This is a genomic window from Rhizobium anhuiense bv. trifolii, assembly GCF_024346605.1.
Lineage (GTDB): Bacteria > Pseudomonadota > Alphaproteobacteria > Rhizobiales > Rhizobiaceae > Rhizobium > Rhizobium anhuiense.
On sequence record NZ_CP098803.1, the window covers coordinates 754696 to 769241 of the forward strand.

Consider the following 14546-nt stretch of genomic DNA (forward strand, 5'->3'; position numbering starts at 1 on the left):
TCAACATCGAGATCGGGAGATTAAGGTTATTTCTCAGCGGCCGCTCCGGTCTCTGCCCCAAGACAGCGAAGCGAAAAGCCTCAAGACAGCGAAGCGAAAAACTATTGCTCGTCCGGATGGTCTTTCATATAGGCTTCCCTTTCTTCCTTCCCGAACAAGGATGAGTAATAGCCGCTGCAAACCAGGTATGAGCACTCATCCGGGTTGCCCGTTTGCCATCCCGGCTGGCAGAGGACGACGCGACGGAATTTGGCGTTGCAAAGCCCGTGGTTTGCCAGGGTGAGTCCATGCGGGAACGATTTTCCAATCAGCGGCGCCGCCCTCAGCGCTCACATTGCCGGTCGCACAGAACGACCAATTCGAGATCACGACCAGCTGATCGCAGGGAAAGGCCTGGACGGCGCTTGCCAGCAAGATCGAAAACAAGACCAGCAATCGCTTGCCGCAAACCACCACGCTCTTTTCCCCCATGCCGATCATTCGCATCGCGCTCCTACCCCTCGAGATTCAGTGCATTGATCCTAGCAGACACAACCGAACAATGTAAGATCCAAACTAAGAATATTTTCCTAGTTCATGGATTGTTCTTGCGCTAAGGTTGCCCGCAATTGCAACCATGGAATGCCGAATGTCGAGCAAATTTTTCCTTATCGGCGAGTTGGTCGCCGGGACGAGCCTGGGCCGCCGCCCGCTTTATGAACAGAATTCCCGGTCTCGCAGGGTGAGTAGATTGCCGAAGGATCGGCCGGCAACACGGGCGAGGGGCTGATGGCGGAATTCAACCCTCGCGACAAAAGCCGAACCAGTCAGGGAAAGACGCGGGCGATGTCGGTGATCATGAAGGCGCGCCGCCCACCGACGAGTGGAAGCGATGCACGGCCGAAAGATGCCGGAAATGGTCCGAGACCGACCGCAAGATTGCCGCTGACAAACGCGGTCGCGTCGGCAGGAAGAAAAAACGCCACTTCGGGATCCCGAAATTCCCCCGCTTCGGGAATCCGAAATTCGCCGCGCTTCGTGAGCTGTCGGCATCGGAAATATGGAATGATTTCAATAGCGCAGCCAATTTCGGGATTCCGAACTGCTATATAGATTTTGGTGGGGAGTTACTGTCGAAGGCACTTGGCGACGATCAGGAACTCCGTCTCCCGTCCCCCGATCCTTCCGGCCGACACTGTGCGCAGCAGAAGGCCGAAAGCCTCATAGAGCCAATAAAGCGGGGGAATTCTGTCTTTGAGCGCATGCACCTGGGTCGACACATATTCGCCGACGAAGACGATATCCATGCCGAGTTCCTTCAATGTCTGGGCAATCTCCGAATGGGATGCCTCGGCGGCGTGCTCGACGCGAAACGGCGCATAGCCCGGCTTCCCCGCGTTTTTCTGCCGCAGCACGTAGCGATAGAACAGGACATGGCTCCACCAGGGTGTGAGATCGGTGAAGATCCCCTTGGCGGAACTGAGGATCGGACCTTTGACGAACACCAGGCCGCCGGGAGACAGGGTATCATGGGCCCTCAACAAGGCGGAGCGCGGGCTCTCCAGATGTTCGAGAACGTCCCAGAAGACGCAGGCGTCGAAGTGGCGATCTCCATAGTCAATGGTTTGAGCATCGCCGAGGATTCTTTCCGCGGCGTCCTTGTTCTTCTCGAGCTGCTCCTTAGAAATGTCGAGGACCGTATATCGCGCGCCTTTTAGTGGGATATGCGTGCGAGAGCCGCCTCCAACCTCAAGGATATCCGTGTTGATCTTGCTGGAAAACGCTGATTGTGCATGCGACAGCGCGTCGTTTACCCACGGCGAAGCCATAATCTTCCTCCCCCGGAGAGATTAGTGTCTACTATTGTAAGTAAGCATCAATGTAATAATTTAGCAATATTTTAAACATATTCGGGGCGCCCGCCACTCTTGGCCCGCGTGCCCGAAATAGACAAGCGGCGGCTTTTGTCTGAAAGGGTGATTTGCCTAGTTTCGCGCAACCTTCCTGATGTATCCGCAGCTCAGAGGCGCTTCGGCCGGAGGAATGCATGATGGTGGGAATTTTTCGGGCTCTGGCTGCCCTGGCGATGATGACGGCGCTTGCCGGCTGTGTCGACCATGCCAATGATCCCGTGCTCCTGGCAGTCGGCGTGCCGGTCAATCCGCCTTCTGTTGCGCACGGCATTTGCATGACCGACGGCAACGCCATGTATGACGAGGCGCGGAAGCAGTATCAGCTGCGCGCCCAGCTGACCGGTTATGCCGGGGCCGATGAGCTGGAGGCGGAAACCACGGCGCGCGCCGCCGCCCATCGTCAATATGTCGCCTGCCTCTCCGGCCAGGGCTACCGGACATTATACGCGAATTGAGAACAGAGAATTCGCGTTTCAGCCCGGCTGCTCTTTGAGCCTTCTTCTGATCGCGACTTTTCACGTTTTTCGGCGATTTAGTCACGCCGGATCGCCTGCAATCACGAGTTTTGGAATTGCATGTGAGCCACGGAACTCCGCCGGTGGGGAAGGCATTCTCCCGAGATAAATCCAGTAAGGAGGGTTTATCATGAAGATGCTCAGACTTGCCCCTTCCACCGCCGCGCTCGCCGCCCTTCTCGCCTTCGCGTCGATTGCATCGGTGCAGGCGGCTCCCGCCCCGACGGCTTTCCCGCCCGGTATTTCGGAGGTAAAAACGGTGCAATATAAACCACATGCCGGATCCTGGCATGGTTATCAGGGCTTCCGCACCGAACGCCCCGGCACACGCCGCCATTCCGATGGCTATTGGTATCCGCTGGCCGCCTTCGGCGTCGAAGCCGGCACTACGGGCTCCATTATCCGCGAGCCGGTGAACAGGCCGGCAGCACCGGAAATGTGCAACCCTAAGTTTTCTGGATCGATCGGCCCCGGCAGCATGCCGTGTGATAACGGCTATTGAGCCGGCACAGGAAAGAGGCGGCGACGAGCCGCCTTTTTCTTGCTCGGCGTGCCGCTCACATATCCGTGACCTCTGTTTCGGCGCCGTAGTATGTGACAAATCGCCTTCCTAACTCCGGGGCGCAAATTCCCTGAATCCTCCCAAGGAGACGATGATGACCACCACGTTCAACAACGGCCTGATGGCCGCTGCCTTCGGCGCAATGCTCGGCCTTTCCGCTTTCTCGGTCACGGCAGCTCCCCTCCAGTCGAGCGCGACGGAGCAGGGTGCAGCCACGCGTCCGGTTGCCGGCCAGGAAACCAGGGTTGAGCGCGACCGGCGCGCGCGCCTCGGACACCACGGGCTCGACCCATTATATGATGAACCCGAAGAAGCCGTTGAACATGGATTGCAAGCTCGGCTTCAACCCGACGAGCAGTTCCAGTTGCAACTACTGAGGCCAGTGCGGTAGTCCTCCTGTTCGCGCTTGTGGCTGCCCCTCACCCCAACCCTCTCGCCGCTCGCGGGGCGAGGGGACGTGCCCCGCGAAAGGTTAGTGGGAACGGAGAGGTCGCGGCATGGTCCCTTCGCCCCGTTTGCTGGGGTCCGAAGGACGGGTCGAGACCCGTGGCTCGACCCCGGTCGGCGCCGGCAGGCGGATGAGGGGCGGGACCCCAGCCCACGACATGGCCTTCCGCAACGGTCACGCCCATATCTTGCATCAAATGCAAAAATGCAATAAGTACAGAATCAAACAATATTGGATGCCGGCGCTGCAATAAGCCGCATCGAAGAGCGATTGACCTGTCTGCCTTGGAATTGCCATGCTCGCCGCGATGGTCGCTTTTCATAATCAATCGAATTTCAGACAGGTGGGATAGTCATGACCGCAAAGGCCGCAGGCTCCGATTTCCTGCATTTTTTCCGCTCCTGGATCAGCAACCCGCTTCGCGTCGCGGCCATCGCGCCGTCGGGCGATTCGCTGGCCAGGATCATGACCAGTGAAATTGCCGCACTTGACGGGCCGATCATCGAGCTCGGCCCGGGCACCGGCGTCTTCACCCGCGCGCTTTTGGCGCGCGGCGTCAGTGAGGCGGATCTGACGCTGATCGAATACGGTCCGGAGTTCATAAACTCTCTGCAGGCGCGTTTCCCCACGGCGCGTGTGTTGCAGATGGACGCGGCCCAGCTCGCTCATGCCGATATTTTCGACGGCGAACCGGTTGGCGCTGTCGTCAGCGGCCTGCCGCTGCTTTCCATGTCGCCGCGCAAGATCGCCTCGATCATGGCCGGCGCCTTCGCCTATATGCGGCCGGGCGGGGCGGTCTATCAATTTACCTACGGTCCGCGCTGCCCGGTGCCGCGGCCGATCCTCGACCGTCTCGGCCTGAAGGCGGTGCGCATCGGCGGCACGGTGCGCAACCTGCCGCCGGCCTCCGTTTACAGGATTTCGCGCCGTAAGCCGCTGGAACTGTCGCGCGAGCGCTTCAGCTATCGCAACAGCGAGACCGAAATCGACGATGTCGCCGCTTTTTGCAACGAAACCGGCGGCTGAACTGTGATGCCGGGCAGGAATGGCTGAGAGCAAGCGTACGGAGACAGGGGAGGGCCGGCGGGAACGCAAGCGGCGGCAGACGCGCGAGCGCATCGAAAACGCGGCGATGGCCCTCTTTCTCCAGCGCGGCTTCGACGCCACGACGATCGAAGACATCACCGAGGCGGCTGATGTCTCCAAGCGCAGTTTCTTCGATTATTTCCCCTCCAAGGAAGAGGTGGTTTTCGCCTGGCAGGATAGCTTTGCCGATCGGCTGATGGCGGAAATCGCCGCAAGGCCTGCAGAGGAATCCTCCGTTGAGGCGGTCGAGGCCGCGATCACCACAACCGTCATCGCTTCCGTCGACGAGCGGGGCCTGGCGCTCGGCGAACTCATCCGTTGCACGCCGGCGCTGAAAGCCCGCGACCAGCTGAAATACGCCAAGCTCGAACAGAAGCTCGCCGAGGCGCTGCTGCTGCGCAGGGGAAATGACTCGGAGCAGCGGTCGCGGATGCGCGTCCTGGCGGCAATCGTCATCGGCGCGCTGCGCGTCGGCGGCGAACTCTGGCAGCAGCGCCCGGCAGGCGCCTCGCCGCAGGATTTCGCGCATGAGATCTTCGCCGAGCTTTGGAAAATGCTGGCGGAGTTCGGCGACCAGGCGAAGACCAGGCTTTGACGTAGGGCGCCTCGCAGTCGCCTGTACGCGCTGCGCGTCCGTCCGACGGCAATGTTTTCATCGCCGTCACTGTTATCCCTGCAGTGCCATCCTATATGTGCAAGCGTCGCAGCGACCACATTCTCATTCATCATCTCGATGGGCGGGTCATCACCATGCCGGCATTCCTTTCGATCAGGGCGCATTCGCGCTCGAAGGCATCCCAAAAGCCCAGGCATCTCCGACCGTTTCATCGACTTTCAGTGATCTATTGACTCAAGAGAGGAAAGACCATGTCCAGTTACAACGCAGCCAAGTCAGGCACCTTCAAGATCGGCGGCGAGATCGAGGTCAACCGTCTCGGATACGGCGCCATGCGCGTGACCGGTGACGGAATCTGGGGCGAGCCCGCCGATCATGCCGAATCCATCCGCACGCTGAAGCGGCTGCCGGAGCTTGGCGTCAACTTCATCGATACGGCCGATTCCTACGGCCCCGATATTTCCGAATGGCTGATCAAGGAGGCACTGCATCCCTATGCCGCCAAGTCCGTCGTCGCCACCAAGGGCGGGCTCACCCGCCACGGCCCGAACATCTGGCTGCCCGTCGGACGTCCGGAATATCTGATCCAGCAGGCGCATAAGAGCCTGCGTAATCTCGGTGTCGAGCAGATCGATCTCTGGCAGTTGCACCGCATCGATCCGAAAGTGCCGGCCAAGGAACAGTTCGACGCGATCAAATCGCTGCTCGATGCCGGCCTCATCCGCCATGCGGGGCTGAGCGAAGTGTCGGTTGCCGACATCGAAGCGGCGTCGAAGCACTTCAAGGTCGCGACCGTCCAGAACCGCTACAATCTCGTCGACCGCACCAGCGAGGACGTGCTCGATTATTGCGCCAAGCACAATATCGGTTTCATCCCGTGGTATCCGCTCGCCGCCGGCGATCTCGCCAAGCCGGGTTCGCTGCTCGATACGATCGCCAGAAAGCACAATGCCGCCCCCAGCCAGATCGCGCTCGCCTGGGTGCTGAAGCGCAGCCCGGTCATGCTGCCGATCCCCGGCACCTCAAAGGTCAAGCATCTCGAGGAAAACGTTGCGGCGGTTGATATCACGCTGTCGGACGAGGAATTCTCGGCTCTCGATGCCGAGGGTCGGAGGGTGTTCAAGGCGGCTTGATTTGCACCCGGTGGCTGCCACTCACCGTAACCCTCTCCCCGTAAAAACGGGGCGAGGGGACCTGCCATGCGAGAGCCGAGGTGGGAATGGAGAGGGCGCGGTATATCCCCTTCGCCCCGTTTGCGGGGGGTCCGAAGGACGGGTCGAGACCAGTGGCTCGACCCCGGTCGGTGCCGGCAGGCGGATGAGGGTCCAGCCTCGCCGATCTCCCAGGCCGCAATTTTCGGCAGAATTTTGACCACATGGTCAAACATGCCGTAAAATGAGGCGCTGGCCTGTTATTTTAGAGGCAAGCCATGCGCTGATTGCATTGCTGCATTGCGGTATTTTCGCTATTCCCGATCAAAAGAATTGGGTATTACTATCTTCGTAAGCAGCGCACTCCTCCTCCCAGCGCTCTTACATCGGACTGACAACACTCCTCCTCCCAGTTGTCAGTCAGGATCAAGAGCCCGGCGCACCTCCTCCCGCGTCGGGCTTTTTTCGTTTCCCCATCGAAATCGATCAATTGCCGATCCGTGCCCCGCCGGTCCTGCCGTTATCCCGGGTCCATTTGACCTTGTTGGCGCCAGTGCGTTCGAGTGCGAAGCACATCGGCCGGCCCTTGTTCCAGCTCTGGAATTTCTGGCAGAGGCGGTTGGCGTCGATCCACCATCTGCCGCTATCGCTGGGCTTGAAATAGCGGCCGAGACCGATCGCCTTGCCGTTGCCGTCGACCTTGCCGGAGGAGCGGAAGATCAGCGGCAGTTCGCCGCCGAGCGGGGTGGAGAGGTAGACCGTCCTGCCGATGATATCGCGGCGGATCTCGGCCTCGCCGAGCGTCTCGGTCGAGCCGAGCGAAGGCATCAGCACCAACGTCGATAAGCATGTGATCCCGAGCAATTTCATCACCGTGATCCATCGATTGAATGCGATCGGGAAAAACGCCGTGGACGGCAGAAAGTTCAAGAGCAAGCCCGCAAAACTGCGCCGCGGTCCGGGTCCGGGATTGCGCAAACAAAAGGCTTCCAGCCCGCGCGGTTTGACTCGGCAAGCCTCGTCGGACTATTTGAACGGGCGCCGCCTGTCCGGTGCGTGAACCGATTGGAGTTTGGTCATGATCGGCAAAAGGCGCGGCTCGCGTGCGGCTCTGACAGGTCTTCTGGTGGCAATCATGGCGCTTTCCGGCTGCGGCGGCAGGCCGGTCGGTGTCATGCAGGCGGCCGGCAGCGTGCCGCCGGGCACCTCGAAGGTCGATCTGCTCGTCGCGACGACGCGGGCTGCCGATGACAATCCCGCCGTGCTGTTCTCCGGCGAACGCGGCACCGGGCTCGCCGTCAATGCCGTCGACGTCTCCATTCCGCCGGACGCCAATCGCAAGGTCGGCCAGGTGCAATGGCCAAATCGGCTGCCGGCCGATCCGCTGCGCGATTTCGTCACCGTTTCCGTCGATCCGCTGGAAGGCGAGCGGGCAGGCGAGACCTGGCTGAAGAGCCACATGCCGAAGAGCCGGCGGGTGCTGGTCTTCGTCCACGGCTTCAACAATCGTTATGAGGACGCCGTCTACCGCTTCGCACAGATCGTCCATGATTCGCATGCCGACGTCGCGCCGGTCGTCTTCACCTGGCCGTCACGCGCCAGCATCTTCGATTATAATTACGACAAGGAAAGCACCAATTATTCCCGCGACGCGCTGGAGGAGCTGCTGACCCGCACCGCCGCCAATCCCGCCGTCAGCGACGTCACCATCATGGCCCATTCGATGGGCACGTGGCTCACCGTCGAGGCGCTCAGGCAGATGGCGATCCGCAACGGTCACGTCGCTTCGAAGATCAACAACGTCATCCTCGCTTCGCCCGATCTCGATGTCGACGTCTTCGGCCGCCAGTTCGCAAGTCTCGGCAAGGACAAGCCGCACTTCACCATCTTCGTCTCGCAGGACGACCGGGCTCTGGCGCTGTCGCGGCGCATCTCCGGCAATGTCGATCGCCTCGGCCAGATCGATCCCTCCGCCGAGCCCTATCGCAGCAAGCTCGAGGCGGCCGGCATCACCGTGCTCGACCTCACGAAGCTCAAGGGCGGCGACCGGCTGAACCACGGCAAGTTCGCCGAAAGCCCCGAAGTGGTAAAGCTGATCGGCGACCGGCTGATTGCCGGCCAGACGATCACCGATTCCAATGTCGGGCTCGGCGAAGCCGTCGGCGCGGTGGCGATGGGCGCTGCCCAGACCGCCGGAAGTGCCGTCAGCGTCGCCGTCAGCACGCCGATCGCGATCTTCGATCCGCGCACCCGGCGCAACTACGACGCCCAGCTGAAACGTCTCGGCCAGTCGATGAACAATACCGTCGGTTCGGTCGGCGACAGCGTCGGTGCCGGTCTCCCCGAAAGCCAGTAAAAATTCCATAGGCATCATCGAAGATCTGATATATCAGAGTCGCGACGGCAATCCTGTCTGCCGTGCGATGGGTTGATTCATGGCGGATGAGACGAAGAAGAGCGTGGTTGTCGTCGGCGCGGGCGTGATCGGCGCCTCGATCGCCTTCGAGCTGCAGCGGCGGGGCCTGGCGGTGACGCTGATCGACAAGGGCGAGCCGGGACGCGGCACCTCTTTCGGCAATATGGCGAGCATCGCGCTGGATTTTGCCGCCGGTTCCGGCCCCTCGACCTGGAAGAAGATCCCCGGCTGGCTGCTCGATCCGGAAGGCCCGGTCTGGCTGCGGCCCTCCTATGCGGCAAAAATGCTGCCCTGGTTCCTGCGCTTCCTCGCCGCCGGCCGGCCCTCGCGGCTGAGAGCGATCGAGGATGCCGGCATGAGCCTGTCGAACCGTGCGCTCGGCGATTTCAGGCAGATGTTGCAGGCGATCGGCGCGCCTGAATTGATGACCGAGGAAGGATGCCTGGCGATCTACGAGACCGAGGCGGAATTTGCAGCCGATCGCGGCCACCTCGCCATGATGCAGCGCTACGGCCTCGAATACGAGGTCTTGAGCAACGGCGCCATCCAATATTACGAACCCGCACTATCACCGGCGATCGCCAAAGCCGTGCTGCTCCCCGACAATAAGTCGATCCGCGATCCCTACAGGCTGGTGGTCAAATTGACCGAGGCCGCCCTGGCCGCCGGTGCTGCCTTCGTTTCCGGCGGGGTGAGGAATATCGAGCGCCGGGGCGATGGCACATCAGTCATTCTCCTCGAGGATGGCAGGCGCATCGAGGCCGGTTCGGTTGTGCTTGCCGCCGGCGTCCACACCCGTTTCCTCGCCGAAAACCTCGGCGAGCCGATCCCGCTCGAAACCGAACGCGGCTATCACACCCAGATCATGAAGCCCGGCATCTCCATGCGCTATTCGGTGATCTGGCCGCATCGCGCCTTCATGGTGACGCCGACGGCGGGCGGCATCCGGGTCGGCGGCAATGTCGAACTCGCCGGTCTCGACGCGGCTCCGGATTTCCGCCGCCCCCGGGTGCTGGTGCGCCATGCCCAGCGTGCGCTGCCCGGCCTGAAGGTCGAGGAGGCGACGGAATGGATGGGTCATCGCCCGGCGCTGCCCGATACGATCCCGATCATTTCGCCGTCCTCGAAGATGCCGGGTGTTTTCTATGCGACCGGCCACGGCCATCTCGGCCTGACCCTTTCGGCAACGACAGCGCTTGTGATCGCCGATATGGTGACCGGGGCGAAACCATCCGTCGATTTGACCCCGTTCCGCATAGACCGGTATTAACTTGGAACGATCCGCGTCGATGGCGGCGTCACCCGTCACGTCCGAACTGGAGTTTTCGATATGAGATGGAAGCGCACGATCCAGCTGCTGGATGTCCATGCCGAGGGCGAAATCGGCCGCGTGGCGATCGGCGGCGTGCCGAAGATCCCGGGCGACACCATCGCCGCCCAGCTGCATTGGCTGAACACCGATCCGAAGGGCGATGAGCTTCGCCGCTTCCTCTGCCTGGAGCCGCGCGGCGCGCCGATCGGCTCGGTCAATCTGCTGCTGCCGGCGCGGCATCCTGACGCGGATGCCGCCTTCGTCATCCTGCAGCCCGACCAGGCGCATGCGAGCTCCGGCTCGAATTCGATCTGCGTCACCACCGCCCTGCTCGAATCCGGCATCGTCGAGATGCAGGAGCCGGAAACGATCGTCGCGCTCGAAACCGCCGCCGGCCTCGTCAAGGCGACGGCAACCTGCCGCGACGGGCGCTGCGAGAAGGTCAAGCTCACCATGGTGCCCTCCTTCGTGCATGAGCTCGATGTCGGCGTCGACACGCCGCATTGGGGAAGGATCAAGGCCGATATCTGCTATGGCGGCATTTTCTATGCCCTTGTTGATGTCGGCCAGATCGGCCTGACGATCGAGAAGGCCAATGCCGCCGGCCTCGTCCAGGCCGGCATGATCCTCAAGGAGCTGATCAACCGCGACATCAAGGTCGTCCATCCCGAGATCCCGGCGATATCAGGCGTCGCCTATGTCATGTTCCGCGATACCGAAGCCGACGGCACGGTGCGCACCTGCACCACCATGTGGCCCGGCCGGGCCGACCGTTCGCCTTGCGGCACCGGCAATTCCGCCAATCTTGCCACCCTTTATGCCCGCGGCAAGGCCAAGGTCGGCGACACCTTCACCTCGAAATCGATCATCGGCTCGGAATTCGAGGTCGGGCTACAGGCGGTGACCGAGGTGGCCGGCCGCCCGGCGGTCATCCCCACCATCACCGGCCGCGGCTTCACCTTCGGCCTGACCCAGGTGGCCCTCGACCCCTTCGACCCGCATCCGAACGGCTTCGCCCTGACGGATGTCTGGGGACCCTCGGCGGGAGAGATTTGACGCTCAGGCTCGATCCGGCGAAGGCCGGGCCTGGCATCGGCATTAGTCAGATGGGTTGAAAGCGAGCATCGTGTCGGAGAGTTTGTGGCCGGCCGTGGGCGTAGCGTGCAATGCCCGCTGCGAGTACGCGTGCAGCAATGCGGGATCATCGATCACATGGGCCGGGACTGCGTAGTAGCGGCGAACCGTCACCTCCCGGCCGGCCGCTCGGTAGCTGAACGGTTCGGAACCATCGGCCTCGAACTCCGCGCGCATCGCATCGTCGACGCGGAGATACAACATGCCCTTCATGACGAATCCGAATTGCGCGCCGTTTCGGACCAGAGCGGATCCGCCGAAGAAGCGTCGGACATCGATGGAGCCGGCTGGAGCGATCTGGCCCGCAAAGTCGAGCGCCAGCCTGCGTGTCGCCTCGCTACTCATGCGGCTGTTGCGCCAGAGGATCGAAGAAGCCGGTGATCGCGCCGAGCCGGCCATCGGAAATCACTCCGAAGCTGGTGCCCGTCTGCAAGACCATGTCGTCTTCCCGGCGCAGTGCCCAGCGTGCCAGCGAACGTTCATTATGATGGAGAACGCTCAATATCTTGAACCGGCCTCCCGGTACGCTCTCCTGAAATCCGGCCATGTAAGCCGAGAGACCGGTTCGTCCCGCGATCGTTCCATTCGGATCGCAATAGGTCACATCGTCAGCGAGACAAGCCAACATTTCCGGCTCGCGAGCGGCAGCATCCAGCGACCAGATGGCTGCATATCGATTCCATAGCGCCTCAGGTGTCATGACAGCGTCTCCAGTTGATTGAATTCGTCTTCTATTGCCTGCCGCAGGCCGGTCTTGTCTTCGCCGCCGCGAATGAGCACGAGGAGGCCCTGATAGAGGGCAAGAAGGCGGATGGCTGTCCTCGTCGCCTTGGCGCCATCGGCATCCCGAGCGAAGGTCGACGCCTCGGTAAGCCTCGAGCCGAATGTGGTGCGGAGGAGACCGAGCGCGGCCTCGACACGGGGATGCGGTTGGACACCACCGCCGAATTCCACCGCCGTGTTTGTGATCAGGCAGCCGAGGGAGCCGTCGTCGGGCTCATGCAGGAGTGAAAGGAACAGTTGCCGCAAGCCTTGAAGTCCGCTCCCTGGCGGCGCATATCGCGCGATCCGCCCTTCCAGGACAATCCGGTGGTAGTGTCCGAACGCGGCGTCGAAGAGGCCGGCCTTGTCGCCGAAGGAGTGATAGATGCTGCCGCCTTTGAGGCCCGTCGCCTCCTCGAGGTCCCGGATTGATGCGCCTTGATAGCCCTGCTTGCGAAAGATGTGCATCGCCCCCGTCAGCACCGCCTCCTCATCGAATTCCCGCGTACGGCCCATAGTCGCTCCGATTCTTTATCATTCATTCTAGAATGACTGATAAAGAATGCAAAAGCAACCGCCTCCCGTGACTTTCCGGAAAATCCCGCCAGATCGACCTCGGTCGAGCCAGGCGATTCCGCGGGATTGGAATGTGCCGGGGAGCGGCTGAGGACTTCGTACGAAATTTGGCGTGAGAAGAGACTGCCTCGTCTCAGCCTAGAGCAATTCCGGGAAAAGTGCGAAGCGGTTTTCCGTCCGGAATTGTGTAGAAACAAAAAGTTAGAGCGGTTCTGCGTTTCCATGAGAAGGTGAACCGCTCTAGCGCCGATGAAGCGGTCGCCCGAGGCTTCCGAGACGATTGACCGAGGCGGCACATGAGCATCCACGCAGCGATGCCTGAAACGCGATCAGCCTTGCCCGCGTTCGACATCCGCGGTCCGAGTGTCCCAACCCAGCATGGCCAACTCGGCGACTGCCTCCAGTTCGCTACGGCTCGCTCCGTCACGGGCCAGGATCGACATGCCGTTCTGAACGGTCTGGATGAAGCGGGCGAGCGCATGGACGTCGGTCGAGACCGGAATTTCGCCTCCTGATATCGCCTGGTTCAGGCGCAGCTTCAGGCGGTCGAGCGTCACCGTGCGGGCGGCTCGCACGAGTTCGCCGAGTTCCACATAGCCCTCACTGCCGACCGAAGACAGCGTCACCATGCAGCCGCGGGGAATATCCACGACACAGCCGGTCAGCACAGCGGCCGAATCCATCAGAAGCGACTTGACCGCTTCGCGGGCCGTGCCCGCCGAAAAGAAGCCTGCCCAGACCAGCGCCTCGTTGTCCTCGCGATAATGGCGCAACGCTTCGGCATAGAGCGCCTCCTTCGAGCCGAATGCGGCGTAGAGACTCGGCGATCCGATCCCCATCGCCTCGGTGAGGTCGGCGATCGAGGTCGCCTCGAAGCCCTTGATCCAGAACAGCCGGGTTGCCTGGGCGAGGGCTGCTTCCCGATCGAACGCCCGCGGCCGTCCGCGGCTGCGGGCAGGGCTGTCATCGACTTTCCGGTTCTCATCCGATTTTTGCATCGATCATTATATAAACCCGTTGACACCCCGCGGCAATGCGCCTAGCTATTTATGTATCGATCATTACAGAAAGAGAAGATCATGACAGAACTGGCTGGTAAGCGTGCCCTCGTCACCGGTGGCTCGCGTGGGATCGGCGCCGCCATCGCATTGGCGCTTGCCGACAAAGGCGCTGATGTCGCCATCACCTATGAGCGTTCGGCCGATCGCGCCGCCGAAGTCGTCCGGGCGATCGAGCACAAGGGCCGCAAGGCGCTTGCCATCCAGGCCGACAGTGCCGATCCGGCGGCCGTGAAGCGTTCGGTCGACGAGGCCGCCCAGGCGCTTGGCGGTCTCGACATTCTCGTCAACAATGCCGCAATCGCGCTTTACGGTGCGATTGCCGACGTCAGCGTCGAGCACATCGATGCGCTGCTGGATGTCAATGTGCGATCGCCTTTGCTCGCTTCGCAGGCCGCCATTCCCTATCTGCAGGCGGGAGGCCGAGTCATCACGATCGGCTCGGCCGGTGCCGAACGCATCGTCGGTGACACCGGTACGGTCTATTTCATGACAAAATCCGCGCTTCATTCGTTTACCCGCGGCCTCGCTCGGGAACTCGGATCTCGCGATATCACCGTAAACCTGGTCCAGCCGGGCTCGACCGACACCGATATGAATCCCGCCGATGGCGACTTCGCCGACTTCCAGCGTGCGCTGATCCCACTTGGTCGTTACGGCAAGCCGCAAGATGTGGCGGCGGCTGTGGCTTTCCTCGCGAGCCCGGCTGCAAGGCACATCACGGGAACCATTCTCACGGTGGACGGCGGCTTGAACACCTGACCTTGTCGCGGCACTCCAATTGTCTTCATCCTGCGGCGCGCAGCCCGCAGGGCGAAGCCTCGAAGGACACGCCGCAACACCGCTCCTTGCATAGATTCAACGACGGAATGCCCGACCTCGCATCCGCCAAGAATAGGCACGCGCTTGAAAACTCCCAGGGCTTGTCATAACCTGTTTGAGCAAAGCTTGCTGTATTGATCGGCCACATCAGTGGCGACTGCAGCACTGCCAGGCGTATTGTCCTGGTGCCAAGCTT

The 14546-nt window shown here is 61.7% G+C and carries 16 protein-coding genes and 3 pseudogenes; 12 read left to right on the forward strand and 7 right to left on the reverse strand.

The window, feature by feature from the left end:
• Positions 1–101: 101 nt before the first annotated feature.
• Positions 102–486 (reverse strand): annotated as a pseudogene (locus NE851_RS12305) (hypothetical protein).
• Positions 487–827: 341 nt separating this feature from the next.
• On the opposite strand from NE851_RS12305, the pseudogene NE851_RS35345 reads away from it, so the two are divergent.
• Positions 828–1021 (forward strand): annotated as a pseudogene (locus NE851_RS35345) (hypothetical protein); the annotation flags it as partial.
• An 85-nt stretch (positions 1022–1106) separates the two neighbouring features.
• On the opposite strand, the gene NE851_RS12315 reads toward NE851_RS35345, so the two are convergent.
• Positions 1107–1808, reverse strand: coding sequence for a class I SAM-dependent methyltransferase (locus NE851_RS12315; RefSeq protein WP_183903714.1), 702 nt, complete (start codon positions 1806–1808; stop codon positions 1107–1109).
• A 218-nt stretch (positions 1809–2026) separates the two neighbouring features.
• On the opposite strand from NE851_RS12315, the gene NE851_RS12320 reads away from it, so the two are divergent.
• The 6 genes and pseudogenes from NE851_RS12320 to NE851_RS12345 all read left to right on the forward strand — a co-directional run bounded on the left by NE851_RS12320 (position 2027) and on the right by NE851_RS12345 (position 6252).
• On the forward strand, positions 2027–2347 hold the full coding sequence (locus tag NE851_RS12320; RefSeq protein ID WP_028755442.1) for a hypothetical protein: 321 nt from the start codon (positions 2027–2029) through the stop codon (positions 2345–2347).
• 190 nt (positions 2348–2537) lie between these two features.
• Complete coding sequence (locus tag NE851_RS12325; RefSeq protein ID WP_254960697.1) at positions 2538–2909, forward strand: cell surface protein; 372 nt, start codon at positions 2538–2540, stop codon at positions 2907–2909.
• 154 nt (positions 2910–3063) lie between these two features.
• Positions 3064–3346: pseudogene (locus tag NE851_RS12330) on the forward strand (hypothetical protein).
• A gap of 425 nt (positions 3347–3771) precedes the next feature.
• On the forward strand, positions 3772–4443 hold the full coding sequence (locus NE851_RS12335) for a class I SAM-dependent methyltransferase (RefSeq protein ID WP_254960698.1): 672 nt from the start codon (positions 3772–3774) through the stop codon (positions 4441–4443).
• 19 nt (positions 4444–4462) lie between these two features.
• Positions 4463–5098 (forward strand): TetR family transcriptional regulator, encoded by a 636-nt coding sequence (locus NE851_RS12340; RefSeq protein WP_127431016.1) that lies wholly within the window; start codon positions 4463–4465, stop codon positions 5096–5098.
• A gap of 272 nt (positions 5099–5370) precedes the next feature.
• Positions 5371–6252 carry an aldo/keto reductase gene (locus NE851_RS12345; protein ID WP_048338230.1) on the forward strand — a complete coding sequence of 294 codons (882 nt, stop codon included), beginning with the start codon at positions 5371–5373 and terminating at the stop codon, positions 6250–6252.
• A 504-nt stretch (positions 6253–6756) separates the two neighbouring features.
• Here the strand turns inward: NE851_RS12345 and NE851_RS12350 are convergent.
• Positions 6757–7140, reverse strand: a complete 384-nt coding sequence (locus NE851_RS12350; protein WP_254962430.1) for a hypothetical protein — start codon at positions 7138–7140, stop codon at positions 6757–6759.
• Between NE851_RS12350 and NE851_RS12355 the strand changes: the two genes are divergently transcribed.
• The 4 genes from NE851_RS12355 to NE851_RS12370 all read left to right on the forward strand — a co-directional run bounded on the left by NE851_RS12355 (position 7121) and on the right by NE851_RS12370 (position 11054).
• Positions 7121–7330, forward strand: a complete 210-nt coding sequence (locus NE851_RS12355; RefSeq protein ID WP_168332448.1) for a hypothetical protein — start codon at positions 7121–7123, stop codon at positions 7328–7330. The two genes, NE851_RS12350 and NE851_RS12355, sit on opposite strands and share 20 nt — an antisense overlap.
• Positions 7331–7348: 18 nt before the next feature.
• On the forward strand, positions 7349–8626 hold the full coding sequence (locus NE851_RS12360; RefSeq protein ID WP_028755436.1) for an alpha/beta hydrolase: 1278 nt from the start codon (positions 7349–7351) through the stop codon (positions 8624–8626).
• 79 nt (positions 8627–8705) lie between these two features.
• Positions 8706–9956, forward strand: a complete 1251-nt coding sequence (locus NE851_RS12365; protein ID WP_127431014.1) for an NAD(P)/FAD-dependent oxidoreductase — start codon at positions 8706–8708, stop codon at positions 9954–9956.
• A 60-nt stretch (positions 9957–10016) separates the two neighbouring features.
• A complete protein-coding gene (locus NE851_RS12370) occupies positions 10017–11054 on the forward strand; it encodes a 4-hydroxyproline epimerase (protein WP_254960703.1) in 1038 nt (345 codons plus the stop codon).
• Between the two features lie 42 nt (positions 11055–11096).
• Here the strand turns inward: NE851_RS12370 and NE851_RS12375 are convergent, their stop codons facing one another.
• The 4 genes from NE851_RS12375 to NE851_RS12390 form a co-directional block, all read right to left on the reverse strand.
• Positions 11097–11477: a TfoX/Sxy family protein gene (locus tag NE851_RS12375; protein ID WP_254960705.1), complete on the reverse strand. Its 381-nt coding sequence runs from the start codon at positions 11475–11477 to the stop codon at positions 11097–11099.
• A complete protein-coding gene (locus NE851_RS12380; RefSeq protein ID WP_254960707.1) occupies positions 11470–11832 on the reverse strand; it encodes a nuclear transport factor 2 family protein in 363 nt (120 codons plus the stop codon). Before NE851_RS12380 ends, NE851_RS12375 begins: the two co-directional genes overlap by 8 nt.
• Positions 11829–12410: a TetR/AcrR family transcriptional regulator gene (locus tag NE851_RS12385; RefSeq protein ID WP_132573651.1), complete on the reverse strand. Its 582-nt coding sequence runs from the start codon at positions 12408–12410 to the stop codon at positions 11829–11831. Before NE851_RS12385 ends, NE851_RS12380 begins: the two co-directional genes overlap by 4 nt.
• 389 nt (positions 12411–12799) lie before the next feature.
• On the reverse strand, positions 12800–13468 hold the full coding sequence (locus NE851_RS12390; RefSeq protein ID WP_254960709.1) for a TetR/AcrR family transcriptional regulator: 669 nt from the start codon (positions 13466–13468) through the stop codon (positions 12800–12802).
• An 81-nt stretch (positions 13469–13549) separates the two neighbouring features.
• Between NE851_RS12390 and NE851_RS12395 the strand changes: the two genes are divergently transcribed.
• A complete protein-coding gene (locus NE851_RS12395; protein ID WP_028756132.1) occupies positions 13550–14290 on the forward strand; it encodes an SDR family NAD(P)-dependent oxidoreductase in 741 nt (246 codons plus the stop codon).
• Positions 14291–14546: the final 256 nt, after the last annotated feature.

Coding starts and splice junctions, on each gene's coding strand:
- NE851_RS12315 (WP_183903714.1), bottom strand. CDS start 1,808: ATGGCTTCGCCGTGGGTAAACGACGCGCTGTCGCATGCACAATCAGCG.
- NE851_RS12320 (WP_028755442.1), top strand. CDS start 2,027: ATGATGGTGGGAATTTTTCGGGCTCTGGCTGCCCTGGCGATGATGACG.
- NE851_RS12325 (WP_254960697.1), top strand. CDS start 2,538: ATGAAGATGCTCAGACTTGCCCCTTCCACCGCCGCGCTCGCCGCCCTT.
- NE851_RS12335 (WP_254960698.1), top strand. CDS start 3,772: ATGACCGCAAAGGCCGCAGGCTCCGATTTCCTGCATTTTTTCCGCTCC.
- NE851_RS12340 (WP_127431016.1), top strand. CDS start 4,463: ATGGCTGAGAGCAAGCGTACGGAGACAGGGGAGGGCCGGCGGGAACGC.
- NE851_RS12345 (WP_048338230.1), top strand. CDS start 5,371: ATGTCCAGTTACAACGCAGCCAAGTCAGGCACCTTCAAGATCGGCGGC.
- NE851_RS12350 (WP_254962430.1), bottom strand. CDS start 7,140: ATGAAATTGCTCGGGATCACATGCTTATCGACGTTGGTGCTGATGCCT.
- NE851_RS12360 (WP_028755436.1), top strand. CDS start 7,349: ATGATCGGCAAAAGGCGCGGCTCGCGTGCGGCTCTGACAGGTCTTCTG.
- NE851_RS12365 (WP_127431014.1), top strand. CDS start 8,706: ATGGCGGATGAGACGAAGAAGAGCGTGGTTGTCGTCGGCGCGGGCGTG.
- NE851_RS12370 (WP_254960703.1), top strand. CDS start 10,017: ATGAGATGGAAGCGCACGATCCAGCTGCTGGATGTCCATGCCGAGGGC.
- NE851_RS12375 (WP_254960705.1), bottom strand. CDS start 11,477: ATGAGTAGCGAGGCGACACGCAGGCTGGCGCTCGACTTTGCGGGCCAG.
- NE851_RS12380 (WP_254960707.1), bottom strand. CDS start 11,832: ATGACACCTGAGGCGCTATGGAATCGATATGCAGCCATCTGGTCGCTG.
- NE851_RS12385 (WP_132573651.1), bottom strand. CDS start 12,410: ATGGGCCGTACGCGGGAATTCGATGAGGAGGCGGTGCTGACGGGGGCG.
- NE851_RS12390 (WP_254960709.1), bottom strand. CDS start 13,468: ATGCAAAAATCGGATGAGAACCGGAAAGTCGATGACAGCCCTGCCCGC.
- NE851_RS12395 (WP_028756132.1), top strand. CDS start 13,550: ATGACAGAACTGGCTGGTAAGCGTGCCCTCGTCACCGGTGGCTCGCGT.